The following is a 25,009-nucleotide window of genomic DNA, read 5'->3' on the forward strand; positions in this document are numbered from 1 at the left end:
ATAAATTATGGCAACTCAAGACAGACAGGATTTTCTATGGCGACCAAATGATAACAGTATCACCACAAGAACACGTTATGATTTAGAAGCCGAGCATTGGGTGAGAGCTTTTAAAAGTGCAAAAAGAAAGCACAAACCAAGAAACATCAAAGATGACCTGAGCATCATCGGACTCATCTTTCAAGTTGTATTCTCGCTGTTGGGGCTAATGATTCTTTTAATAATTGAGTTAGTGAAATGGATTAAAAGTCAATAAGAAAGCCGCGGATTAAAGCGGCTTCTTTGTTTTGGTTTAATCCTAACCATCAGGTGGATGAGGGTCATTCCCGTAAGTACGTTCCTCTTGGATTTTACCATCTTGTTTGTGAATGATTACCTGAGAATCTTGTTGCTTCTTTGCTAGTTCAATTGTCTTGCGAACAGCTTCAGCTTTAGTATCTGCAACAACAGAGGCTCTTTGTCCTCCTTGCGCTGTACCTTTCCAAGTACCATCCCCACTTTTAGTTACATGGTATTTTTTTCTACTCATAAACTATAAATTTGGCTAGTTTCATACCTTTAGAGAGAAACAAATCTCTATAAGAGTTAACCGAATTTGATTTATGCGGTTTATTTATATTTGTCGCATCAACTAAACAAAATGCAAACCACATCAATCAGGCTTATAACTCTCTCTTAAGCCTGATTAGTTTGCATCAATAACCTTACCATTGGAGCTGCTCTGTCAATATTAAATATTGAAAGTTATAAACAGTTTATAGAGCAAATAATATTTAGTTGGATTCTATTCAGTCCTGACCAGACATTGGATATCATATTCAATTATATCAAATTCTAATATCATTTTATTTTCAGTATCGAATACAATATTAACTATTAATGGGTCGCTATTTGGAAATGACAATAATGTCATATACATACTGCCATTTGTAATTTCCCACGTTATATCACCATTAATACCATCATCAATGAAACCTGTTCCATCAGAATTAAAAGTTATTGTGTCAGATTCAGTAGTTGATAAATCATCACAATCCTCTATGAGTTGCCAAGTACCAATGACTTTATTTATTAGCTCTGAATCAGATTCAATTCTCCTATAGTGTTCTGTGTATTCGTCTTCATCATTATAAATTGTTAGCTCTGTATTACTTATAAATTGCACTTCACTTTCAGCTGTAAAACCAAACAAAGAAAACCTGTACGTTCCATTACTTAAGTTTTCCCATGTGCCTTCAGTAGAAGTACCTAAGAAAATTTGAGTTAGCGTGCCATCAGGGTTGAATGTTGTAATGCCATCGTATGGAACAAAATATTCGATTTCATTATTAATATCATCTATTAATTTAAAAGTTCCCCATCGTCCTAAGATAGCGTCGTTGTTGTTTTGATTTGTTGATTCATCAGTACTGCATGAAGTTAATGTTATTGAGATTAATAAAAGTGCAATTAAATTTCTCATATCTAAATTTTTTATCGGAGTTAGAATTCAAATGTATGAGAAATCAATTTAATGCGGAAATAATTCCGCATTAATCTGTAAGACAAGCTATTTCTTTGCTTAATATGGTAAGTCTAAAAAAGAAAATTTGTAATTATATCGCAGAAGAGTGGATTAGTAAAGCAAAATCCAATCGTCAGTTTGCAGAAGACCATGCCATAGATGAAAAAATAGTAAGACGAATTTTAAGACCTGAGGGGAGCGGTATTTCTTTAACTACTTTAGAAAGAATTTGTGAAGCTCGTGAAATAAAGATTTCGGAATTTTTTAAATTAATTGATGAGTAATTATTTAAAAATTGAATTGATTTAGTGTCAAAAATTATTATTCATTCTCGATAAGTTTCTTAAAAACTCTCTGCCAATTTCGTCTTCTTCAGTTAAAGGTGGATGTTCAATTAAGCCTAAACTTTCAAGTCTATACTCTACACTTATTTTGCTAACTCCAAAAAATAGAGATAAATCATTAACTATATTCCTAAAGTCTTCTTTATTAATTTTTTGTTGGTCTAGGTATATTCTTCCTTGCTTACTTATGCCCATTTTTGTTTGTACATTTATTAATCTAGCAATCATGGTCTTCTCAGGCATTAATAAACATGCGGCAAAACAGTTGGCTTGCCATTCAACCCAATTTTTATCATTAGCGAGTAAGTTTTGTTGTATAAATAAACTATATTCAGAATCTTTAAAATTGTCATATGTGAATTGATGGGTTTTTAATTCTCTATGTAAAATTAAATGACCTATTTCATGAGACAAAACAAAAGGATAACGTACTGTATTTACAATTGTGACATTTATATATATTATGTTATTCTTAATGTCATAATAGCCCAATTGGACATCACCTGAATTGTCAACTAAATAACTAGTATTATTAATTGTTGTTGAATAATTCTCTTCTAAATAATCTGTGACTTTATCTAAAGGTGTCCTCCAATATCTTTCAGTGATATTGTTATCAATTCTATCTAATAACTCTATTGCAATTGTGTTGATGTCTTTCTTTGATAATCTTTTAAGACCTTGTATTTTTTTCGGTAGTAATGCTGTTTTAATTAGATTTTCAAGTTCTTCTTCAAGTTCTAATTGTTTTGTGTCAATTTTCTGTTTTCTTTCAGACTTATAAAGAATGATATCATAATCATCTTCATTAACATTGATTAATGTTATACCAAGCGTTTTTGCAGTTTCAAATGCACCACTCTGAAAACCATTTTTAGCAATAACAATTTTTTTGGTTTGAAACTCTTGTATACCATCTACTTTACTTTCAAACTCTTCGATATCATCTACTGGTACAGCGCCCCCCAAGCTTTTACATTCAATTATACATACTAAAAAGGGTTTGTTTGCATTAGGGTGCTTAACCTCAATTGATAAATCAAAAATGATTTTTTTCTTTCTTTTAACTGAGTAGTATTTTACCTTTTCCTTGACACTACAATGAGCTGGATTTATACTTAATTCATGATTATTTATAATTTCATGAATCAATTCTTTGGATTTAGATTCAAATTCATCACCAATTTTTACTGTGTTCATTGAGGCAAATATTTTTTATTGTAAATCAATTAAGTCAAATATTTTTAATGGATATCTTGAAGCCATATCATGAGAACATTGAATCAACGAGTATTTTGCAATATTAGACTTACTTCTTACCACTCTTTCTTTTATCTCTAAATTAGCTCTTATTGATTTAAAAGCCATTACATAAACTATTTCTTTACTAACATTGAACTTGCTTAGAAACTTTTCTTTATTAATATTTGGGGTATCTTCTTTTCTATTGTAGGAGTCAACAAGTTCTTTTATATATGATAAATTTCCCGAATTTATATCATTCCAAAATCTATTTGCTGAAATGATTATCTGATTAGATACATCTCTTATTTTCGCATCAAACCCATCTTTTACATGAACTAAATATATAGTGTCTGCATTCTCATACATAATGTCACAAAACTCTATATTTTGAGGTTTAATTTTATCAAAAACATAATAGTTATCGATTCCAGTATATTTCGAATTATAAGAGCCCTCGTCTTTAATATCTTCACTCCAAGGAATATTCAAGAATTTATCTCGTAAATAGTTTTTATCTAATAGGTTTACACATCTATCATTTATTGTATCAATAAAGTCACTTTTAACATTATACCAATTATTGTCAATTTGAAAAACAGGTCTGTTTTCATACTTTATTTCACAAGTGATATGTTGGTGAAACATAGCAACTGTTTTCTGTTTATCGTCACGATAACCAATTACTCTAATTCCAAGTAGAATCTTCCCAAACTCAAATTGGTCGTTACGATTTTCCAGATTATTATAAAGATATCTGAGAGTTTCTTTGTACAAGATGTCTTTGTTTGAGGTCTCCAAGAATGGAGTTCTTTTTCCTTTTGCTTTTAACTCAAATTTATCACATTCATAAAAATCTCTAATCTTTGATGGATGAATAAAATCTATGTCAAATTTATATGGGTTTGCAGAACGATTTGGAGCAAACATGTTCAGCATATCATCATAAAGATTACCAAGCAATATTTTTTTGAATTCATCATCAACAAGAGTTTTGTCTTGGACTCTTACAAATGATGATATAGAAGTTGGTTCATGTAATCTGAAAACTTCATTTATCTTCTTGAATAAAACATGTAGTGTTTTAAAAGGAATACTATGCTTAATATAGAAATAACTACCGACTTCTAAGCAAACATTTTCATTGTTAAAATGGATAAAATCAAAAATTGAATTCTTTAGGTCTTCTCTTAAGTTAAGATTAATTTTAGTTGGAATCTCTGTGAAGCTCAAACAGTCAATTAGTCTTCTTCCATTTCTGTATATGTCACTTTGTTGTACTAAAGTCCCCGAAATGCCTCTAACAGTCATATTTACTACTACATCTTCTTTAGGGATGGTTAAATATTCAAAAAAATCTAAACCGAACCTATGATTCAAATACCGTTTGATTACTCTTAATCCACCACCCCCAACTGTAGCAAAAATGTCTCCTTTTATCACTGCAAATAGAACAAAAGAAATTCTCATTACACTAAAATCGTGATAATCGGTTATTGAAGAAGGAAGAAAAGATTTCCAATATGAGTCCTTGAGATTCTCATTATAGACGTATGAGTAATATACTACTTCATCATATTCAACTTTTGGAATCTTTAATCCTATAGAGTCATTGTCATTTACTAACTCCCTATGCTTGTCCACCATGTAGTTTACCATAGCTTCAGAAGTTCCTAATTTGGCCAATTCGTAAAAATCCTTCTGAATTTGAAAGACTTTTATCTCGTATTGTTCTGAACTATCAAAAAATCTTTTTTTTACTGATGCTTTCAATATTGATAAATTAGAGTATCACTGAAAATTTAATTACAGTATATAACAAATACTTACGGATATCCGTATTACTAGGAATTAATTACATAGGGGGATATTGTAAATATACAACTTACCTTAACATAAAAAAACAAATAACTGGACGTGAGTTTATTACATCGCTTGAAATGCATACACAGCTTCTCTATTGACATTAAAGTCGTTTTTTACACTTTTCAATTAAATTGATAACAGTATTTGGATTTTTTTGAGTCATTTTAAGTTGATGATTTTGTACTCATTAAACTATCATTTAAAAACTCTAACTATATAATTATTTTCTATTTTTATATAAGACAACTTCATGGTGTAGTTTAATGGTGCACTTTTGCATCGAAATGCTTACATTAGCTGAGGTTTGCCGCACCAGCATATTTTTATGTTAATTGCTGATAAATAGAGTAGACAAGTATTTTAAGGAGCTTGGGGATGTAGCTCAGCTGGCTAGAGCGCTTGACTGGCAGTCAAGAGGTCGGCGGTTCGAGTCCGCTCTTCTCCACTTTTTATTCTAAAAATTGAATAGTATTATCAATTAACTCTTCAAATTCTTCAGGTAAATATGTTTCTATCCAAGGATGCTTTACATTAAACACATGATTGGCATTTTTAATAATTTTGAGCTGACTATTTGTAGCCCATTGATGTATATTTTCGGCTTCCTCGACACGAATTGAAGTATCCATATCGCCATGGATAATGAGTTGAGGGACTTTAATATTTTTACAAGCAGATTTGATATTTAAACGCTCTTTATTCTCAACAAAATCTTCATAGAATTGGTAGTAATGTGGCATTTGCTGTTTTGTTCTGCCATTAGTGACATATTTGATACCATCTTTTTTCCATTGGTCTAAGTTACCGATGGTAGCAGTTCGTTTTTCAAAATCACATACACTAGCTAATGTGATTAATTTTTTAATTCTTGAATCTTCAGCAGTTTTTAAAATAGCAATACCTCCACCACGACTATGGCCGATGAGGTAGATTTTAGAAGTATCTACAGCGCTATTACTATAAAAATATTTAGTTGTCCAGTCTAAAACATCACCTAAATCATCTAATTCTTTGGTGTAGTTATTATTGCCAAAAGCCTCTAAATCTGGAAAATCTATTGGGTCTTCAACTGTTCCTCCATTATGAGAAAAGTTGAATTTTATAAAGCAAAATCCAGCATCTGCAATTGTTTTTCCCATAACATCCCACGCGCCCCAATCTTTAAACCCTTTGTAGCCGTGACAAAAGATAACAATGGGCTGACTTTGTAATTTGAGATTACAAAATGTATCAATAACAATAGGTTTTTTATTGTTAGGGTGTAGAACTATGTTTTTTTCAATATGCATTATCTAAGTTCTTTTTCAGTAAAGTCAATCTCTGGATTACAGATTTCTAGAATAAGAGACTTAAGTTGAGTTTCAAAATTCTGAAGTGTTTGCTCAGAGATTAAGTGATTTTTCTTTCTGCTATATATCGATTCTTTTTCAGCAAATTTTAAAAGACCTTGTTTTAGATTTTTAAAAGATATGATACCAGCTTCAAGAGGCAATTGTACAATGTCTTGTTGTGTTAGCATATAAGCATAACACAAAATTTGAAACGATTTACTGTATTTATCATAATCAGTATTGAGTAAATCCCAATCTGCAATTTCAACCTTATTTTGTTCAACTTTTCCTGATTTGTAATCGATGATACGTATCTCTCCATTTAATTCGTCTACACGGTCTACTTTACCAGTAATATTGACGAGAAAGTCTAATTCAGGGATATTAATTGCGACATTACTTTCTACTTCAATAGCGATTATTTTTAATGAATTTCCAGCTTTTAACAGTTCTATTTCTGTATCTAAAAAATTTAAAATATAACGTTTGGCAATTTCAAAACTGATTAGGTTTTTCCCTTTGGTAATATCTCCTTTTTTATAGATAGCAGCAAAATGATGCGTTATTGTTTTATCAATTAGACGCTTCATGATTTCTAAATGAGAAAGTGTAAGGTGTTTTCCTTCTAATGGTTTATAAAAGTCTTCTAAAGTATTATGAACAACTGTCCCGAGTGTATTTGCAGCAACAGTTTCTTCAACTTCTTCAGCGTTTTTAACGCCTAAAACTTTCTCGAAATAGAAATCTATTGGGTTTCTGATATAGTTTGTAAGTGACGATGGTGAAAATCCTTTTGCGGCTATCTCTTTAAGTTTTTCAATGACATCATTTGTTTTTTTAACAACAGTAAGTGTTTTTTCAATTTTTGGTATATTAGGAGAAACAGTTTTGTGTTTTATATCATGAAGACCCTCAACTTCGAGTTGTGTAATAAACCTACTCTTTTCTCCACCTTTTAATGCGTCAACCTCTGTACTGTAAAGCAAATATATATTTTTTGCTCTTTGTATTAAGCTGTAAAAATGATAGGTGTATACTGCGTCCTTTTCTTTAAAAGTGGGTAGATTGTTTTCGATTTTTACATCAAAGGGGATAAAGGAATTATTGGTTTTTCCGCCTGGGAGAATACCTTCATTTACAGATGTAATAATTACGGTTTCAAAATCAAGAACACGAGACTCTAACATTCCCATAATTTGTAAACCATCGAGAGGTTCTCCTTGAAAGTCTAAGGTTTCAGTATTTAGTAGTTCTTTATAGACACTATGCAAGGTTGAAACATCTTTTATATAGCCATAAGTAGTATTTAAATTTGCTATTTCATTAAAAAGCACATTAAAACGATATAAGTACTCTAGTTCTAATCGCTTTTTAGATTTTAAATTATCTAACGCTTCTTTAACTTTAAAGATAAGTTTAAGGCAATTATCAATATTGTTAGATATTGATATTTCCCAATCACCAAAGAGTAATTTTAGGACCTTTATGTCACTATCATCTGCTAATTTTAAAAGCTCATCTGTTGTTAGATGAGTAATATTGTTATGTTGAATATTTTGGATGATTTTATCGCCAGATACAAGTATATATTGTATCATTTGGTTTGATAATATATTGATGATATCCTTAAAATAATAACGTTTAGATTTTAGTTTATGTATTCTAAAAAGTTCCTCAAATAATGAGGCAAGAGGAACAGATTTTAGAGTTAAACCCATTGTTACGTTAACAGCATTTGTATTATTAGGAAGTGAGTTTAACACAGGAGTTAATAGAGTTTCATCTCCTAAAACTATAGCAGTATTATTAAGGCTTTGCGATTGTTGGGATAGCTTTTTTATGAGATGCCCTACATATTTACTTTGCCCAACAGATTTAGGACAGCCTATTACGTTTATGTTTTTTTCTTCCTTGTAAACCGAAGTTATCCAGTTAAAATCATTTTGCTTATAAAAAGACCAATTTTGTTTATGTTGTCTGGCAAAGAGACCCGCACTATGAATGGGGTTATTAATAAAATGAGAATCTATATTCCAATAGACATAAGCTAAATTGTTTTGAAGTAACTCTTGGATTATTCTTTCTTCAGCCGTATTTAAGGCATTAAAACCTAAAAAAACATGAGTCTTATTTGTGGTTTGAATATATGCCTCTATATGTTCTGTTGCTTCCTTATAGATTAGGCCTTGATAAGCACTTTCTTTTCTTATTAAGTCATTTACAAATTGATTATAGTATTTACTAAGACTTTCCCAAAAAGCTAAATAATTTGAAGTCAGTTCAGTTTTATTTTCTTGTAAAGACCAATGATTTAGCTCTTGAATAGCACTTAGGTAATCAAAAATATTGTTAGAAGAGATAAGGTGTCTGTCAATTTCGTTAAAATCTTGAATAAGTACCTGTGCCCATTTAGAAAAAGAATCAAAAGATTCAACCTTATCTTCTGGGGTAATAGTTTTATATGAGTCATAAAACTGAAACAGTAACTCAATACCTTTTACTTGTCTTAGTTGAGATAAATCCTGTACAAAATCTTCGATACTTAATATTGAAGGAGAGAAAGTAGTTTTCTCAATATAATTATGTAGTTGACTTTTAAGGAATACACCAGCTCTTTTACTTGGTAGAACAAATATAATTTCTGAAAAATCCAGATGTTTGGATTTTAAATCTTGTAAAACATCAGTTATAAAAGTTGGCATAGCTAAAAATAAAAAACGCTTCGGATATCCGAAGCGTTTTGTGAGATTTTATGTTGAAGAAATTAATTAGACAAATTAATTTCTACTCTTCTGTTTTTTTGTCTCCCGTCTTTGTAAAAGTTTGTAGCTATAGGCTTCTCTTCACCAAAACCTCTTGATGTCAATCTAGACTCTTTAACACCATTAGCAACTAAATATTGTTTTACCGAATCAGCTCTTTCTTGTGACAAGCGTAGATTTAGTAAGTCTGACCCTATACTATCTGTATGGCCATCAATAGTAAATTTGGCATCTGGATTACTCTTTAGTATTTTAATAATATCTGATAGAATTTGTTTTGATTCTTCTCTTATATCAGATCTACCTGGAGAAAAGAGTATTGTCTTAGCATACTTATTAAGAAGTTCTTTGTCTTGCTCAGTAATTTTTGGACAACCATTATTTTCTACGATGCCTTTTTCATCAGGACACCTATCATCTTTATCAAACACACCATCTTTATCTCTGTCTGGCCACGGACAACCAGCGTTAGCTGAAGGACCAGCAGTAGTTGGGCATTTGTCTTGTTTGTCAGTTAAACCATCTCCATCAGCATCAGGACAACCCATTAGAGACTTAAGCCCAGCAACAGTTGGACATTTATCATTCTTATCTGCAATACCATCGGCATCAGAATCTGGACAACCATTAAACTCAGCTAAACCTGCTATATCTGGACATTCATCTAAGGAATCTTCAACACCATCATTATCAGAATCTGGACAACCATTATATATAGCTAAACCCGGCTCTTCAGGACAAGTATCTTTATCATCATATATACCATCACGATCTGTGTCTGAGACACCTCCGTATTTATACGTTATAGAAGCAGAATGTTGAAAGTGTCTAAATCCATAAACTTCAAAAACATGCTTATAAGTGCTTTGAAGATTGAAAGCAAGTTTTTCAGAAAACCAATACCTCATACCTAAAGACGCATTTAAGGTGCCGGATCCTATTTTATTTAACCAGGTATAGCCACCACCACCACTAATATATGGATCTATTCTATTTGAATTAAACAAATCCATAAGACTGTAATTAATAGCGCCATCTATAGAGTAGTATGTTAAATCATCAACTTCATTTGTCGTTTCTTCTCCGGTAGAATAATTCACATTAGTTCCAAACTTATTTATCTTATTAAATGAACCAATTGCAGAAAAGCTAAGACCTCCTGTCCAATGTCTTGAAAGTTCTATTCTCGAAAAAAATGGAAATATATTCCAGTGGTCAGTAGCATTAAAAAACTCATCAAATAAATCACCTTGTGGATCAGGTTGCCCAACAGGATAGTAATCTACTGCATTTACACCAAGGCTTAATGCCCATGGATTATTTTGGTCTTGCGCTTGAGTTTTGTTTATACTTATAAAAAGTACTAAAGCTAAAATTAGTTTATAAATATCCCCCATAATTTTAAACTTAATTTGTGTATTTCCAACAAAGTATAAATATATAATAAAAAAACGCTCCGGAAACCCGAAGCGTTTTTTTATTATATATTATTAAACAAAAACTAGTTAGCTAAGTTAATCTCAACTCTTCTGTTTTGTTTTCTTCCATCTCTTGTTTTGTTATCAGCGATAGGCTTATCTTCACCATATCCTTTAGATGATAATCTAAATTGATCTACACCATTAGCAACTAAATAATCCTTAACAGAAGCTGCTCTATCTTCAGATAATCTAGTGTTTAATTTAGCAGAACCTACACTATCAGTATGACCTTCAACAGTAAACTTAGCATCTGGGTACTTGTTTAAGATAGCAATGATATCTGCTAATACTTGCTTAGACTCATCTTTTATAGAAGACTTACCAGTATCAAATAAAATTGTTTTTGCATACTCATTTAATCTAGCTTTTTCTGTATCAGTAATCTCTGGACAACCATCATTAGCTACAGTACCTGCAACATCTGGACACTTATCATCTTTGTCTAATACACCATCTCCATCTTTATCTTTATAAGGACATCCGTTATTAGCAGAAGGCCCCGCTTCGTTAGGACAACCATCATCACCATCAGCGATACCATCACCATCAGCATCTGGACAACCAGCTAAAGACTTAAGACCAGGAACAGTAGGACATTTATCACTTCCGTCTACAACACCGTCACCATCAGAATCTGGACAACCGTTAAACTCAGCTAAACCAGCTTCGTTAGGGCAATCATCTTTAGAATCTTCGATACCATCGTTATCAGAATCTGGACAACCATTGAAAGCTTCTAAACCAGCTTCTTCTGGACAAGCATCTTCGTGGTCATATATACCATCACCATCAGTATCAGCGCCACCAAATTTAAATTTGATACCAAAAGCATGTTGAAAATGCTTTGCTAATCGATCTTCGAAAGAGTGTTTATAGGATGTTTGAAGGTTTAAAGCAACTTTATCAGATAACCAATAATCAAGTCCTAAAGTACCATTAATTGTACCAGCTCCTATTTCGTCTACCCAAGTATAACCACCACCAACACCTAAATAAGGGTCAATAGTGTTTGAATTAATTAAATCCATAAAACTGTAAGATACAGTACCATCAACAGCAAAGTAAGTTAAATCTGAAACTCTATTTGTTGTCTCTTCTCCAGTTGATAGATTTACATTTGAACCAAATTTATTAATTCGATTTAAACTTCCTGCTACTGTAAAAGTGAAACCTTCGTCTAAATATCTAGATACAGTAATTCTAGATAGAAAAGGTAAAAAATTGTAATGATCATTTGCATTTACAAATTCATCAAAAAAATCGCCTTGAGGTATGTCTTCTCCTACAGGATAAAAATCGACTGCGTTTACGCCTAGTCCAAAAGCCCATGGATTGTTTTTGTCCTGAGCATTAGCAGTGCTAAAGCTCGCAAAAAGCACAGCTACAAATAATAATCTGCTAAGATTTTTCATATTCTAAATAATTTAATTTTAAGTGTTAATTGTTAGCAAATGTAAGTTGTTAAATATTATTAACAAAGACAAATATATAAAAATATTGATATAATGCCTTTAAATAAAGACATTCTAAAGAATTTATATTATTTCTAATCGTTTACCAACTTTAATAAATGCATTAATGGCTTTATCTAAATGCTCTTTTTCATGAGCCGCAGAGAGTTGTACTCTTATCCTAGCTTTTTCTTTTGGGACAACTGGGAAAAAGAAACCAATTACGTAAATATCTTCTTCTAATAGCATATTGGCCATAGTTTGAGATAATTTTGCATCATATAGCATTACAGGTACAATAGCGGAGTCTCCATCTATGATATCAAAACCAGCTTTTTTAAGTCCAGATTTAAAATAATTAGTATTAGATTCTAGCTTATCTCTAAGAGAAGTATCTCCAGATAGCATATCAAAGACCTTAATTGATGCACCAACTACTGCAGGCGCTAAGGAATTTGAGAATAAATAAGGCCTAGAGCGTTGTCTTAAAATTTCAATAATTTCTTTTTTTGCTGTTGTATAGCCCCCCATAGCTCCTCCCAATGCCTTACCAAGTGTTCCAGTAATAATGTCTATGCGACCCAAAACACCTTTTGCTTCAAGTGTTCCTATTCCAGTTTCTCCGATAAAACCAGTGGCATGACACTCGTCAATCATTACCATCGCGTCATATTTATCAGCTAAATCGCAAATTTCGTCCAGAGGAGCTACCAAACCATCCATAGAAAACACACCATCAGTAACTATAATTTTATGGCGAGCACCATTTTCATTGGCTTCAATAAGCTTAGCTTCTAGCTCAGTCATATTATTGTTTTGGTAACGATATCTAGCAGCTTTACATAATCTTACGCCGTCTATTATTGATGCATGGTTTAAAGAATCAGAAATTATAGCATCTTCTTTTCCTAATAATGGTTCAAAAACACCGCCGTTTGCATCAAATGCTGCGGCATATAATATGGTGTCTTCTGTACCATAAAAATCTGCTATTTTTTGCTCTAGCTCTTTATGAATGTCTTGGGTACCACAAATAAACCTAACAGAAGACATACCAAAACCGTGTGTATCCATTGTTTCTTGAGCAGCTTTCACCACTTCTGGATGAGAAGAAAGACCTAGGTAATTATTGGCACAAAAATTTAATACTTTTTGACCTGTATTTAATGTTATTTCTGGACCCTGAGCAGATGTAATTATACGCTCCGATTTAAATAATCCAGCATCTTTTATATTTTCAATTTCTTTACTAAGATGTTCTTTTATTGCTCCGTACATTTTTGCTTTTTTAGTTTTTTCAAAGTTACTATTTAACTTCAATAATTTCTATGTTCTTGTTTATATAAACGAGTAATTTTTTTTCAATTTGGAAACCCATATCGCCCAAAACTCTTGAATATGAGTCCAATTGCATATCGTATTTTTTGTCTTTATTACCTGTTTTGTAATCTATAATAACAACGTTTTTGTCTTTAATTGCCAGCCGGTCTGGTCTAAGAAAAAGACCATCTTTGGTAATAATGTCTCTTTCGTTAAAGATATCATAGCTACTGCTAAAATATTCTGAAATCTCATTATTGTTGATTATTGCTAATACTGTATTTTTCAACTCTTCAATTTCAGGAAGTTGTATTTGACCAAGATTTATAAGAGACTCAATAGCAAAGTCTACATCATGCTTGGTTTTAATTTTTGACATGAGAAGATGTATCAGGTTTCCGCGTTCAATGGCTTGTTCTTGTTCGGTATCCCATAAAATCCCAGAATTAGTTATGATTTTAAGGTTATGGGTTTCTTTTGAAGTAGATATAAAATGGTAGTCTTCCATATCTACTCTCTCCAAAATGTTATCAGTTTTGTTGTTTGGTTCTCCAAATGAATATTCTAGCGTATCATCTTCCCATTTATTACAATGCATTAGATATTTAATAAGCAAACCGGCATAGGTTTTATCATTCGCAACACCTTTTTTATTAATATCTTTTTTTGAAACAATATATAATTGCTCAATAGCCCTAGTTAATGTTACATAGAGCAAATTAATATTGCCTAGCTCCAGTTCGGACTGATGCTCATTAAAAATTTCTTGTCCTTTTTCGCCAAAATTCTGAAAGTCTTTCGAATAGTTAATCAATGCATAATTGAAACCACAAAAATCTTGACTCTCTATAGGGAACCAAGATTTCGGTTCTATTTCGCGATACATGTCTAAGTCAGCAAATGGGAATATAATCACAGGAAACTCAAGACCTTTAGATTTATGTATAGTCATAATAGAGACTGCATCGATTGTATTTGGTATAGCGATACTTAAAGTTTCTTTTTTAGATTCGAAAAACTCTAAAAAGCCTAATATGTTAGGTGTTTGTTTATTGCTGTAATCAAGAATTGTATCTAAATAAAATTGGATATACGCATCAGATGTATTTTTACATAAAGACAGACCTCTAACTATATCTTCTACCATCTCATAAAGTGGCATATGCAGTAGACTATTATAGTCTAGCTGTATATCTATGTGCTTTAGCTTACTAAACAAATCCTCTATTGATAAGTCTAGATGCGATTTAAAAAAGTGATGCTTATCTTTAATATCAAATAATTTTGAAATACCATCAAGCATATCTAATCTCAATTTTTGGTCATCTGGATTAATCAATACAGCTAAAACTAAATTAAGCAAGTTGACTTTAGGCGAATTAGTAAGTAGCAGTGTTTCTGAAGAGATAATATTTACGTTTTGATTGGTTAAATAGTCAGAAACCGCTATACCTTCTTTCTTTTTTCTTACTAAAACACAAATGTCTTTCTGTTGATAACCTCTCTCAAGGCATGACTGAACGATTTCAAAAGTTTTTTTGGTATAGGTCTCATTTCTATCCTCAGAGATTTCAAAATTTAAAAACGAAAGGTTAACATATCCGTCTTGGTCTTTAGAGATTTTTTGCTTTGCATCCTTATATAAGGATTTATAATCCTCTCTATAAAAGAATTGATTTGAAACAAAGTCAAAAAAAGAATTATTGAACGCAACTATATTCTTACAACTACGATAGTTGGTATTAAGATTATTTACCTCTGGATTTATCTGAAAAGGATTGTCGAGACCTTCATACAGATTTATAAATTGTTGCGCATCGCCACCACGCCAACTATATATAGCTTGCTTTGCATCACCAACTATCATTGCCGAGCCGTTAGCTGAAGATAATGCATTATCCATTAAGGGGACTAAATTCTCCCATTGCATTTTGGATGTATCTTGAAATTCATCTACAAAGTAGTGGCGGAATTTTTCACCCAAACGCTCATATATAAATGGTGTAGGTTGATTTTTTATTTCGTTGCTTATTAGGGTATTAAACTCTGATATAAGAAGTTTGTTTTCGTCTTCTTTTAAAGTATTAAGTTCTTTTTGGAGAGTGTTTATTACAGAAAGCGGAGTTATGTTTTTGTAAACTGCTTTATTGAATTTAAGTTCGAAGAGCAATGATTTTGTAATATTAAAGGTATTTACAATATCTGGTTGTATCTCTTCAATTGTAGATGCAATATTTTCCGAAACACGTTTAGGATATAGTATTTTATCTTCTATATCTTCTTGCCACTTAGCTTCAAAACCAACATTAAAATTGGCATTAGATAGTTTTTCAAAGTGTTTTGGCAGATAACTGCCAGAAAAATCATCAAATTGTAATCCAGCTTCTTCAATAAGGTTTATAATTGATGTTGCATCTTCTACAATTTGATGACTAAGACGCTTCGTTTTTTTATACAGTTCTTTTTTTAACGCATTAAAGTCATCTAAAGTTTTTTCTTTAAATTCATTTAAGTAAGGCAAGTCATTCTCATTAAGAAGTAGCCTTCCTGTTTTTTTAAAATCATAGCTTATATCCCAACTTTTGTCATCATCAGCTTTTTCTATGGCAAAATCCACAAGAATTTTAGTTAGCGCTTGGTCTGTTCCTGCTTTTGCAATTAATGCGTCAATGGCTTTAGTCAGTAAATAATCTTGGTCTAGTTCTACTTCAAAATTTAAAGGGAGTTTTAAATCAAAAGCAAAGGTTCTAATGACACGATGAGTAAAACCATCAATAGTAGAAATATCAAAAGCACCATAGTTGTGTATAATTTTATTCAAAATTGTTTTAGAACGTTCAAACAATTGTTCTGGACTAATAGAAAGTTCTGTACTAATTTCTATAAACATAGGATGTGGATGCTCTAAGTTGTCTTTTGAAGAAAAAAGCTTTAGCATATCAACAATCCTTGTTTTCATTTCGCCAACAGCTTTGTTGGTAAATGTTATAGCAAGAATATGCTTAAAATGTTCTTGATTTTTTGAAGCTATAAGAAGTTTAATGTAGGATTTAGCGAGTGTATATGTTTTGCCGCTACCGGCAGATGCGCTAAATATTTTAAAAGTTGGCCTCAACTAATGATTAATTTTATACCAAAATAGGTAATCTTAATATTTTATTTTGAATTTCTACTAAGCAATATTGTAAATTTGTTACAATCTAATCATTAACACATAAAAACATAAATATTATGGCTTTTGAATTACCAAAATTAAAATATGCTTATGATGCTTTAGAGCCGCACATTGATGCGCGTACTATGGAAATACATCACTCAAAGCACCATAACGGATATACAACAAAACTGAACGCTGCTGTTGCGGGCACTGATTTAGAAGGAAAATCTATCGAAGATATCTTAGGTAATCTAGATATGTCTAATAAGGGTGTTAGAAATAATGGTGGTGGTTTTTATAATCATTCTTTATTTTGGGATGTTATGAATCCTGAAGATAGAGGGTATCTTTCAGGAGATTTAAAAGATGCTATTGAAGCTGAGTTTGGGTCTAAAGATGCTTTTATTGAAGCTTTTAGTAAAGCTGCGGCTACTCAGTTTGGTTCTGGTTGGGCATGGTTATGTGTTCATAAAGGAGGTAAGGTTGAAGTTTGTTCCACACCAAATCAAGACAATCCTTTAATGCCAGGAGTCACTTGTGGAGGAACCCCAATTTTAGGCTTAGATGTATGGGAACATGCATATTACTTAAACTACCAAAACAGAAGACCTGATTATATTGATGCGTTCTTTAAAGTGATTAATTGGAATGAAGTAGAAAGACGTTATGCTGAAGCAAAATAATTAAAAAAGACTCTTTATTATATAAATGACCCAAGTCGAAAGGCTTGGGTTTTCTTTTTTTATTAGATTATATAAAATGAAAAAGGGTAAACTAAAGTTCACCCTTTTTGCCCCAAATCTACCATAAACTTAACCTACTTATGTTATGGTAACTTCAAATATACTTTAAGCGAAACAATTAATGTATATAATATAGACGAAACACACAAATATCAGTCTAAGAGATATTTTTTGTAGACGTTTATCTGTTTGTCTGGGTATTATGGTGTTTGTAGAAAATAAAAAAGAGCGAAATAAATCGCCCTTTTTTGCCCCAAATCTACCATGAACTTAACCTACTTATGTTATGGTATAGAGCTAATATATATGTCTAGTATTTAACAAGTATAAATTATTAGATTAACGGCGTTTTTTTTGGCTTAACAACGAAACCTAATCGTTAATAGATATTTATGTATTAGTAAGCTCTTTCCTTATTACCCTCGTAAAAATTGATAAAGGCTTTATTTACAACACGGTTACCGCCAACGGTTGGATAGTTTCCTGTAAAATACCAATCGCCTAAATTTTTTGGACATGCTTTATGCAAATTGGATACAGGCTGAAATATAATTTTTACTTCAGCCTTGACATCTTCGTCACTAAGAAGTTCGGAAATCTTATCCGAAATTTGTTCATCAGTGAAATTGTCATAAATTTCCTTTACAAAGTTTTTGACATCTTTATCCTTTAATTCTACCTGAGCTTTACACTTTTTATAAACCTCTTCGACAATATCATAATTATTGGTGTCTTTTAGTAACGCTAAGGCCGCTCTAAAAGCAACAAGGCCTTCAAGATTTGCCATGTCTATTCCATAACAATCGGGATATCTAATTTGTGGTGCTGAAGAAACAACGACAATTTTTTTGGGACTTAAGCGATCCATCATTTTTATGATACTTTTCTTAAGTGTTGTACCTCTTACAATACTGTCGTCAATAATTACGAGATTGTCAGTAGGTTTAATAACGCCATAGGTTACATCATATACATGGGCTACTAAATCATCACGACTACTATCTTCAGTAATAAATGTTCTAAGTTTTACATCCTTAATGGCTATTTTTTCAATACGTGGTCGCTCAGATAATATTTCAGTAACACGCTTTGCTGATAATTTTCCATTACCATCTAATATGGCTTGAGTTTTTCTCTGATTAAGATGTTCTTCAACAGTATCAATCATACCAAAGAATGATGTTTCTGCAGTATTTGGAATAAAAGAAAAGACTGAATTTTTAGTATCTCCATCAATAGCTTCAAGAACTTTAGGCATAAGTAACCTTCCTAGTTCTTTTCGCTCTTTATAAATTTCCGCATCGCTACCTCTGGAAAAATAAATGCGTTCAAAAGAACAAGCTTTTCGTTCTAATGGTTCTAATATTTTTTTGATTGAGGTCTCTCCAGATTTTTTGGTAATAATAGCATGTCCCGGTTCTAATTCAATGACATCGTTAAAATCAACATTAAAAACCGTTTGTATTACAGGACGTTCTGAAGCAACAACAACAACTTCATCATCTTGGTAATAATATGCTGGCCTAATTCCGGCAGGGTCTCTTAACACAAAGGAATCACCGTGTCCTAATAAACCAGCCATAGCATAACCACCATCCCAATTTTTTGCTGCTTTTCTTAAAATTTTGGCAACGTTAAGTCGCTTTGCAATTAAAGGAGAGCATTCAGCTTTGTTATAGCCTTCTTTTTTAAGGTTTTTATAAATTTTAGAAACCGCATCATCTAAAAAATGACCGATTTTTTCCATAATAGTTATGGTGTCTGCTTTTTCTTTAGGATGTTGCCCTATCTTAACAAGATTGTCAAAAAGCTCACTAACATTGGTCATGTTAAAATTACCAGCAACGATAAGGTTTCTATGCATCCAATTGTTTTGTCTCAAAAACGGATGCACGCTTTCTACACTATTTTTACCAAAAGTACCATAACGAACATGACCTAAAAGTAACTCGCCTATGTAAGGAATATGCTTTTTCTGAGCAGCGACATCGTTTTGATATTCTGGGTTTTTGGTAAGGTCATCATTTATGCGCTCATTAATTTGAGCAAAAATATCTTGTATGGGTTGCTGAGCTATAGAACGCACGCGACTTATGTAACGCTCGCCAGGTTGTGTGTCTAATTTAATGCTTGCAAAACCGGCACCATCTTGACCTCGATTGTGTTGTTTTTCCATCATGAGATACATTTTGTTTACCCCATAAAATGCGCTGCCGTATTTTTCTTTATAAAACTCTAAAGGTTTTTTTAATCTAATTAATGCTATACCGCATTCGTGTTTTAAAGCATCACTCATTGTTGCTGTAAGAGTTTGTTGTGTTGTTGAGTATTCAAAAATAATGAAATAAAAAACGCGCCAAAATTAGGCGCGTTAGTTTTTATTAATTCAATTCTATTTCGAATTGTGTTAAATCTTTAAATTGCTGTAGGCGTTCAAATATTTCTTCATCCGTAAGTGTTAGCATGCGCTCCGCGCCAAATTTCTCTACACAAAAAGAAGCTAATGCTGAACCATATATTACTGCTTTTTTCATGTTCTCAAAAGAGACATTTCCTGTTTTTGCAAGATAGCCCGAAAAACCGCCTGCAAATGTATCTCCTGCTCCAGTAGGATCAAACACTTCCGCTAGAGGTAAAGCTGGCGCGTAAAACATATTGTCCTCGTTAAATAACAATGCACCATGCTCACCTTTTTTAATCACGACATATTTCGGTCCCATAGTATGGATTTTTTTCGCTGCATTAACTAAAGAATATTCTCCAGATAATTGTCTTGCCTCTTCGTCATTAATTGTAATAACATCAACATTTTTAAGAACGGCTTTTAATTCGTCCATAGCGATATCCATCCAAAAATTCATGGTATCTAAAATAGCCAACTTTGGTTTTTTAGACATTTGGTCAAGTACACTTTGTTGTGTTAAAGGGTGTAAATTACCTAGCATTACAATATCTGCATCTTGATAATTTTCAGGAACAACTGGTGTAAAAGTCTCTAAAACATTTAGCTCAGTAGCTAAAGTGTCACGAGAATTCATATCGTTATGGTATTTACCACTCCAAAAAAATGTTTTACCATCTTTTACGATTTCTACACCATCTATATTTACTTTTCTTTCTGTTAAAAGGTCTAAATATTCTTGCGGAAAATCTCCACCAACAACAGAAACTGCTGCTGCATCTACATTATCAAAATTGGCAGCAGAAAGCCCTATATATGTTGCCGCTCCGCCTAAAATTTTGTCGGTTTTACCAAAAGGTGTTTCAATAGCATCAAAAGCTACAGTTCCAACAATAACTAACTTACTCATACGTAAAATTTCGAATTTCAGTGCAAATATAATGTGATTAATGACAATGACATATTTTATTTACCCAAAACAGTATCTTCATAATTATTAAGTGTAGCTCTTAATTCGGAAAAGGTTTTAAAAGGGCCTTTAATAAGTAAGCTATTAGTCACAAATGCTGGAAGTGAACCTTCTGGATTTACAAAAAGCTGTTGTGTAACTTTAGTAGAATCATCGACTTCTTCCAATAACCAAAAGCCCATTAGTTTTTTGATGCGAATGGTTTTTTCTCGTTCTTTTATAGCATTTGGTAGAGACTCTAGCTTTAGTTTGTATTTAGTATCTGTAATTTTCTCTACGGTTAAGAGTGTTATTAAATCCCTATCCTTAATTGGCCACGGCAAATCTTTGCGAGCGTAAAACAGATGTTGATTGTCTTTAAGTTTTTTTACATGATAACTAATCCCAGACTCACATTGATCATAATATTTTGGAGCAGAGATAAGTTCTTGAAGCACATTCTTAATTGATGTCTTGATGGTTGTTACCGCTTTATATTCATCAAGCTTTTCATTAGGAATAGATCTCGTATATATTTTAATTTCATCAGCATCTTTTTTTAGTTTCCACTCGGTTTGCGCAAATGAAACAGATGTAATGATTATAAAAAATATTGAAAGTCTAAACTTTTGCATTGAAATTTAATTTATAAGTGCTCTTAGTAGTGGCAACTTTTAATGCATTACAAAACAGGTTGTTAAATTTTATTGAAATGATTATTTACGACCAAAATCCGCTGGAATTTCACCCCAAGCTTTGGTTTCCCACTTTACGATTGTGGTTTTGTAAGTATTGGTTTCTAGCCATTTTATAGCACGGTCTATAAGTTCAAAAACTGGTTTGTTTTTTTCGTTACGTTCTAGTTTAGTATTACATGTTTTTTTTCGTACCCAACTCATAGCTGTTCTTGAATCCGTATACATAATACGGTCGCTTTTGTGTTGTTTTAAAAATGCTAGACCATGTACCAAGGCTAAAAATTCGCCAATATTATTTGTGCCTTCTTCAAAAGGGCCTTGGATAAATAGTTGTTTTTTTGTTTTTGTATCTACACCACGATATTCCATTTTTCCTGGATTACCACTAGAAGCGGCATCGACTGAAATAGAATTATAATTTGGTTGTCCTATTTTTTTGAGTTGTGTATCAGAAAGTTCACTTTTAAAGGATTTAGACTTACCTATGTAATCCTTGTAATTACCTTTTAGTGCTTTTTTAGCAGCTTCAAAGGTTGCAAAAGATTTGTATTGCGCGCCTTCAAAGTTTTTAATTTGAGCTTTGCAATCATCCCAAGTTTCAAAAACACCGATATGATGACCTTTCCAAACAGTATAATATTTCTTTTTCTTTTTAGCCATTTAAAAGCCTATCAATAACTTCTGGAAAGTATTCCATTTCTAATTCATGAATTTTTTCCGCAACATTTTCAGGAGAATCAGAAGCCAAAACCTCACAATTTGCTTGAAAAATAATAGCGCCTTCATCATAGTTTTCGTTCACGTAATGAATAGTTATGCCAGTTTCAGCTTCATTATTTTCAACAACTGCTCTATGAACATGCATACCATACATGCCTTTTCCGCCATATTTTGGTAAAAGTGCAGGATGAATATTAATGACTTTGTCAGGAAAATGTTTTAGTATATGCTCAGGAAATTTCCATAAAAAACCAGCTAAAACAATTAAATCTGGGTAAGATGCTTTTAAAAGATTAAGAACATCATCGGTTTTGGTAAATGCCACTTTATTGAACGAAAAGGCAGATACACCAAGGCGTTTGGAGCGGTCTAACACTTTGGCATGAGGATTGTTAGTGAGTACCTGAATAACAGACGCATGTTCACTGTTTTGAAAAAACTTTATCAAATTTTCAGCATTACTTCCCGAGCCGGACGCAAAGATTACAATACGTTTCATAAACAGTCAATCATGATTAGATTACTCAAACAAAAAAAAGAATAATAATTAACAATTAGGCTCAAAAATTAAATACTTATTTCTATTTTTATCTATAAGGCACACATTTTATTGGTAAAAGCATTTTTTAAAATAAAGTTTTTTATTTTTGCCCTCTAATTAAAACTTAAAAACTAAAAGATTATGTCAGACATTGCATCAAGAGTAAAAGCGATTATCGTAGACAAATTAGGTGTTGATGAAAACGAAGTTGTAACAGAAGCTAGCTTTACTAACGATTTAGGAGCAGATTCATTGGATACAGTAGAGTTAATCATGGAATTCGAAAAAGAATTCGATATTCAAATACCAGACGATCAAGCTGAAAATATTGCAACAGTTGGTCAAGCTATCTCTTATATAGAAGAAGCAAAATAACAAACTAATTTTATGGAATTAAAGCGAGTTGTAGTTACCGGTTTAGGTGCACTTACACCTATTGGCAATACCAAAGATGAATATTGGAATGGTCTTGTTAATGGAAAGAGTGGCGCCGCACCAATTACACATTTTGATGCTGAAAAGTTCAAAACGCAATTTGCTTGTGAAGTAAAAAACTTTAACGTTACTGACTTTATTGACAGAAAGTTAGCAAGGCAAATGGATAAGTTTTCGCAGTATGCAATGGTAGCTTCAGATGAAGCGATTGCAGACTCAAAACTAGATTTAGATGCTGTCAACAAATTAAGAGTGGGTGTGATTTGGGGTGCCGGAATAGGAGGTTTAGAAACATTTCAAGAAGAAGTGTTAAACTATGCCAAAGGTGACGGTACACCACGTTTTAATCCACGATTCATTCCCAAAATGATTGCCGATATAGCACCAGGAAACATTTCTATTAAGTATGGATTTATGGGACCTAACTATACAACGGTATCTGCTTGTGCCTCTTCTGCTAATTCAATGATTGATGCCTTAAACAATATTCGTTTAGGTCATTGTGATGTTGTAATTACAGGAGGAAGTGAAGCTGCAGTAACCATTGCTGGTATGGGTGGTTTTAACGCTATGCACGCCATGAGTACTCGTAATGATAGCCCAGAAACAGCCTCAAGACCTTTTGATGCAAATCGAGATGGTTTTGTCTTAGGTGAAGGTGCTGGAGCCATTGTTCTTGAAGAATATGAGCATGCAAAAGCACGAGGAGCAAAAATTTATGCTGAAGTTGTTGGTGGTGGTTTATCATCTGACGCTTATCATATGACAGCGCCACATCCTGATGGGATAGGTGTTATTGCGGTAATGAAAAATTGTTTGCAAAATGCAGGCTTAAATCCTGAAGATGTAGATCATATAAATACACATGGAACATCAACGCCTTTGGGTGATGTTGCAGAATTAAAAGCTATATCCGAAGTATTTGGCGACCATGCTAAGAAGATTAATATTAATTCTACAAAATCTATGACAGGTCACTTACTTGGTGCTGCCGGAGCTATTGAAGCTATTGCTTCGATAATGGCAATGGAGCATGGTATTGTGCCACCAACAATCAATCATGAAACGGTTGATGAAAGCATAGATCCAGAATTAAATTTAACGCTTAATAAAGCTCAAAAACGTGATATTAAAGTAGCAATGAGTAATACATTTGGATTTGGCGGACACAACGCTTGTGTATTATTCAAAAAAATAGACTAAATCCCGAATGAGCTTCATTCGTAACATATTAAAAAATTCCCGTTCTGAAGAAGACGGGAATTTTTTTTTACAACTTCAACAGATTCTTGGTTTTAAACCCAAAAACAAGTCGTTCTACATTAAGGCATTTACTCATCGTTCTATGAACATTAAGGACAAAAAGGGTAACCCTATTAATTACGAACGTTTAGAGTTTGTGGGTGATGCCATGCTTAGTTCTGTAATTGCCTCCTATCTTTTTAGCGAAGTACCACATGGTGATGAAGGTTATTTAACTAAGATGCGCTCTAAAGTAGTAAGTCGTGAGCATTTAAATGAATTAGGTAAGGAGTTAAGACTTATTGATTTAGTAACCAGTAGAATACCAAAAGATAACTTTGGTAGTAATATTCACGGCAATCTTTTTGAAGCTATTGTTGGTGCTATATATCTAGATAAAGGTTATAAAGCTTGTGAGAAATTCATTTACAAAAATGTTATTCTCCCACATGTAGATATTGAAAAACTCGAAGGCAAGGTGATTAGCTATAAAAGTTTATTGATAGAATGGTGTCAAAAAGAGAAAAAGACCTTTGACTACGAAGTCTATGAAGATACAGGGAATGATGCGTTAAAACACTTTGCTGTGAAGTTGAGTATTGATGACAAAGTGGTAGCTAAAGGCCGTGCAACTTCTAAAAAGAAGGCTGAAGAAAAAGCATCGAAACGTGCGTTTTTTGCTTTCCAAGGACAGATAAGAACACACTCTTAATTACCCTAAAGCACTATCATTTAGCGCAAACGTTTTCGTAATTTTATTAAGTTAAGTTTCATATAAACTTAATATTTCCCCTAATTTTATACCTTATATTTACCTAATTA

General features: G+C 32.4%; 21 protein-coding genes and 1 tRNA gene. 7 read left to right on the forward strand and 15 right to left on the reverse strand.

Going from position 1 to position 25,009, the window contains the following annotated elements; translation table 11 throughout:
- The first annotated feature begins 7 nt into the window (after positions 1 to 7).
- Entirely contained in the window at positions 8 to 256 is a 249-nt protein-coding gene (locus Q0770_RS08065; protein ID WP_299115816.1) for a hypothetical protein, read from the forward strand.
- Between the two features lie 42 nt (positions 257 to 298).
- Here the strand turns inward: Q0770_RS08065 and Q0770_RS08070 are convergent, their stop codons facing one another.
- On the reverse strand, positions 299 to 529 hold the full coding sequence (locus tag Q0770_RS08070) for a DUF2188 domain-containing protein (RefSeq protein ID WP_299115817.1): 231 nt from the start codon (positions 527 to 529) through the stop codon (positions 299 to 301).
- Positions 530 to 784: 255 nt separating this feature from the next.
- On the reverse strand, positions 785 to 1,462 hold the full coding sequence (locus Q0770_RS08075) for a lipocalin-like domain-containing protein (protein ID WP_299115819.1): 678 nt from the start codon (positions 1,460 to 1,462) through the stop codon (positions 785 to 787).
- Between the two features lie 104 nt (positions 1,463 to 1,566).
- On the opposite strand from Q0770_RS08075, the gene Q0770_RS08080 reads away from it, so the two are divergent.
- Entirely contained in the window at positions 1,567 to 1,788 is a 222-nt protein-coding gene (locus Q0770_RS08080; RefSeq protein WP_299115821.1) for a helix-turn-helix domain-containing protein, read from the forward strand.
- A gap of 27 nt (positions 1,789 to 1,815) precedes the next feature.
- Here the strand turns inward: Q0770_RS08080 and Q0770_RS08085 are convergent, their stop codons facing one another.
- Both Q0770_RS08085 and Q0770_RS08090 read right to left on the reverse strand, forming a co-directional pair.
- Positions 1,816 to 3,048 carry an ImmA/IrrE family metallo-endopeptidase gene (locus tag Q0770_RS08085; RefSeq protein WP_299115823.1) on the reverse strand — a complete coding sequence of 411 codons (1,233 nt, stop codon included), beginning with the start codon at positions 3,046 to 3,048 and terminating at the stop codon, positions 1,816 to 1,818.
- 15 nt (positions 3,049 to 3,063) lie between these two features.
- Positions 3,064 to 4,863: a DUF6119 family protein gene (locus Q0770_RS08090; RefSeq protein ID WP_299115825.1), complete on the reverse strand. Its 1,800-nt coding sequence runs from the start codon at positions 4,861 to 4,863 to the stop codon at positions 3,064 to 3,066.
- Between the two features lie 464 nt (positions 4,864 to 5,327).
- Here Q0770_RS08090 and Q0770_RS08095 point away from each other — a divergent pair.
- Positions 5,328 to 5,401 (forward strand) — tRNA-Ala (locus tag Q0770_RS08095).
- 4 nt (positions 5,402 to 5,405) lie between these two features.
- On the opposite strand, the gene Q0770_RS08100 is transcribed toward Q0770_RS08095, so the two are convergent.
- From Q0770_RS08100 to Q0770_RS08125, 6 genes are all read right to left on the reverse strand, one after another.
- Entirely contained in the window at positions 5,406 to 6,245 is an 840-nt protein-coding gene (locus Q0770_RS08100) for a S9 family peptidase (protein ID WP_299115827.1), read from the reverse strand.
- Positions 6,245 to 8,989: a PD-(D/E)XK nuclease family protein gene (locus Q0770_RS08105; RefSeq protein ID WP_299115829.1), complete on the reverse strand. Its 2,745-nt coding sequence runs from the start codon at positions 8,987 to 8,989 to the stop codon at positions 6,245 to 6,247. Before Q0770_RS08105 ends, Q0770_RS08100 begins: the two co-directional genes overlap by 1 nt.
- Positions 8,990 to 9,051: 62 nt before the next feature.
- Positions 9,052 to 10,446 carry an OmpA family protein gene (locus Q0770_RS08110; protein WP_299115831.1) on the reverse strand — a complete coding sequence of 465 codons (1,395 nt, stop codon included), beginning with the start codon at positions 10,444 to 10,446 and terminating at the stop codon, positions 9,052 to 9,054.
- A 104-nt stretch (positions 10,447 to 10,550) separates the two neighbouring features.
- The gene (locus Q0770_RS08115; protein WP_299115833.1) at positions 10,551 to 11,942 is read right to left on the reverse strand and encodes an OmpA family protein; all 1,392 of its coding nucleotides are present in this window, start codon (positions 11,940 to 11,942) and stop codon (positions 10,551 to 10,553) included.
- A gap of 123 nt (positions 11,943 to 12,065) precedes the next feature.
- The gene (gene kbl, locus Q0770_RS08120) at positions 12,066 to 13,259 is read right to left on the reverse strand and encodes a glycine C-acetyltransferase (protein ID WP_299115835.1); all 1,194 of its coding nucleotides are present in this window, start codon (positions 13,257 to 13,259) and stop codon (positions 12,066 to 12,068) included.
- 28 nt (positions 13,260 to 13,287) lie between these two features.
- Positions 13,288 to 16,416: an exodeoxyribonuclease V subunit beta gene (locus Q0770_RS08125; RefSeq protein ID WP_299115837.1), complete on the reverse strand. Its 3,129-nt coding sequence runs from the start codon at positions 16,414 to 16,416 to the stop codon at positions 13,288 to 13,290.
- 116 nt (positions 16,417 to 16,532) lie between these two features.
- Between Q0770_RS08125 and Q0770_RS08130 the strand changes: the two genes are divergently transcribed.
- Positions 16,533 to 17,141: a superoxide dismutase gene (locus tag Q0770_RS08130; protein ID WP_299115839.1), complete on the forward strand. Its 609-nt coding sequence runs from the start codon at positions 16,533 to 16,535 to the stop codon at positions 17,139 to 17,141.
- Between the two features lie 457 nt (positions 17,142 to 17,598).
- Here Q0770_RS08130 and Q0770_RS08135 read toward each other — a convergent pair whose 3' ends face one another.
- The 5 genes from Q0770_RS08135 to purN form a co-directional block, all read right to left on the reverse strand.
- Positions 17,599 to 19,497, reverse strand: coding sequence for an amidophosphoribosyltransferase (locus tag Q0770_RS08135; RefSeq protein WP_299115841.1), 1,899 nt, complete (start codon positions 19,495 to 19,497; stop codon positions 17,599 to 17,601).
- Between the two features lie 85 nt (positions 19,498 to 19,582).
- The gene (locus Q0770_RS08140; protein ID WP_299115843.1) at positions 19,583 to 20,512 is read right to left on the reverse strand and encodes a PfkB family carbohydrate kinase; all 930 of its coding nucleotides are present in this window, start codon (positions 20,510 to 20,512) and stop codon (positions 19,583 to 19,585) included.
- 56 nt (positions 20,513 to 20,568) lie between these two features.
- On the reverse strand, positions 20,569 to 21,186 hold the full coding sequence (locus tag Q0770_RS08145; RefSeq protein WP_299115844.1) for an START domain-containing protein: 618 nt from the start codon (positions 21,184 to 21,186) through the stop codon (positions 20,569 to 20,571).
- An 81-nt stretch (positions 21,187 to 21,267) separates the two neighbouring features.
- Positions 21,268 to 21,909: a ribonuclease H family protein gene (locus tag Q0770_RS08150; RefSeq protein WP_299115845.1), complete on the reverse strand. Its 642-nt coding sequence runs from the start codon at positions 21,907 to 21,909 to the stop codon at positions 21,268 to 21,270.
- Complete coding sequence (gene purN / locus Q0770_RS08155; protein ID WP_299115846.1) at positions 21,902 to 22,468, reverse strand: phosphoribosylglycinamide formyltransferase; 567 nt, start codon at positions 22,466 to 22,468, stop codon at positions 21,902 to 21,904. Before purN ends, Q0770_RS08150 begins: the two co-directional genes overlap by 8 nt.
- A gap of 183 nt (positions 22,469 to 22,651) precedes the next feature.
- Between purN and Q0770_RS08160 the strand changes: the two genes are divergently transcribed.
- Genes Q0770_RS08160 through rnc form a run of 3 tightly spaced genes read left to right on the forward strand, consistent with a single transcriptional unit; the run spans position 22,652 to position 24,899 of the window.
- Positions 22,652 to 22,885, forward strand: coding sequence for an acyl carrier protein (locus Q0770_RS08160; RefSeq protein ID WP_008269813.1), 234 nt, complete (start codon positions 22,652 to 22,654; stop codon positions 22,883 to 22,885).
- Between the two features lie 12 nt (positions 22,886 to 22,897).
- Entirely contained in the window at positions 22,898 to 24,148 is a 1,251-nt protein-coding gene (fabF, locus tag Q0770_RS08165; RefSeq protein ID WP_299115848.1) for a beta-ketoacyl-ACP synthase II, read from the forward strand.
- Between the two features lie 7 nt (positions 24,149 to 24,155).
- Positions 24,156 to 24,899: a ribonuclease III gene (rnc, locus tag Q0770_RS08170; protein WP_299115850.1), complete on the forward strand. Its 744-nt coding sequence runs from the start codon at positions 24,156 to 24,158 to the stop codon at positions 24,897 to 24,899.
- Positions 24,900 to 25,009 lie beyond the last annotated feature (110 nt).

Source organism: uncultured Winogradskyella sp., assembly GCF_947501905.1.
In the GTDB taxonomy this organism is placed as follows: domain Bacteria; phylum Bacteroidota; class Bacteroidia; order Flavobacteriales; family Flavobacteriaceae; genus Winogradskyella.

Excerpts from the sequence above, each read along its gene's own strand:
- Q0770_RS08065 (WP_299115816.1), top strand. The coding sequence starts at position 8 with ATGGCAACTCAAGACAGACAGGATTTTCTATGGCGACCAAATGATAAC.
- Q0770_RS08070 (WP_299115817.1), bottom strand. The coding sequence starts at position 529 with ATGAGTAGAAAAAAATACCATGTAACTAAAAGTGGGGATGGTACTTGG.
- Q0770_RS08075 (WP_299115819.1), bottom strand. The coding sequence starts at position 1,462 with ATGAGAAATTTAATTGCACTTTTATTAATCTCAATAACATTAACTTCA.
- Q0770_RS08080 (WP_299115821.1), top strand. The coding sequence starts at position 1,567 with ATGGTAAGTCTAAAAAAGAAAATTTGTAATTATATCGCAGAAGAGTGG.
- Q0770_RS08085 (WP_299115823.1), bottom strand. The coding sequence starts at position 3,048 with ATGAACACAGTAAAAATTGGTGATGAATTTGAATCTAAATCCAAAGAA.
- Q0770_RS08100 (WP_299115827.1), bottom strand. The coding sequence starts at position 6,245 with ATGCATATTGAAAAAAACATAGTTCTACACCCTAACAATAAAAAACCT.
- Q0770_RS08105 (WP_299115829.1), bottom strand. The coding sequence starts at position 8,989 with ATGCCAACTTTTATAACTGATGTTTTACAAGATTTAAAATCCAAACAT.
- Q0770_RS08110 (WP_299115831.1), bottom strand. The coding sequence starts at position 10,446 with ATGGGGGATATTTATAAACTAATTTTAGCTTTAGTACTTTTTATAAGT.
- Q0770_RS08115 (WP_299115833.1), bottom strand. The coding sequence starts at position 11,942 with ATGAAAAATCTTAGCAGATTATTATTTGTAGCTGTGCTTTTTGCGAGC.
- kbl (WP_299115835.1), bottom strand. The coding sequence starts at position 13,259 with ATGTACGGAGCAATAAAAGAACATCTTAGTAAAGAAATTGAAAATATA.
- Q0770_RS08130 (WP_299115839.1), top strand. The coding sequence starts at position 16,533 with ATGGCTTTTGAATTACCAAAATTAAAATATGCTTATGATGCTTTAGAG.
- Q0770_RS08135 (WP_299115841.1), bottom strand. The coding sequence starts at position 19,497 with ATGAGTGATGCTTTAAAACACGAATGCGGTATAGCATTAATTAGATTA.
- Q0770_RS08140 (WP_299115843.1), bottom strand. The coding sequence starts at position 20,512 with ATGAGTAAGTTAGTTATTGTTGGAACTGTAGCTTTTGATGCTATTGAA.
- Q0770_RS08145 (WP_299115844.1), bottom strand. The coding sequence starts at position 21,186 with ATGCAAAAGTTTAGACTTTCAATATTTTTTATAATCATTACATCTGTT.
- Q0770_RS08150 (WP_299115845.1), bottom strand. The coding sequence starts at position 21,909 with ATGGCTAAAAAGAAAAAGAAATATTATACTGTTTGGAAAGGTCATCAT.
- purN (WP_299115846.1), bottom strand. The coding sequence starts at position 22,468 with ATGAAACGTATTGTAATCTTTGCGTCCGGCTCGGGAAGTAATGCTGAA.
- Q0770_RS08160 (WP_008269813.1), top strand. The coding sequence starts at position 22,652 with ATGTCAGACATTGCATCAAGAGTAAAAGCGATTATCGTAGACAAATTA.
- fabF (WP_299115848.1), top strand. The coding sequence starts at position 22,898 with ATGGAATTAAAGCGAGTTGTAGTTACCGGTTTAGGTGCACTTACACCT.
- rnc (WP_299115850.1), top strand. The coding sequence starts at position 24,156 with ATGAGCTTCATTCGTAACATATTAAAAAATTCCCGTTCTGAAGAAGAC.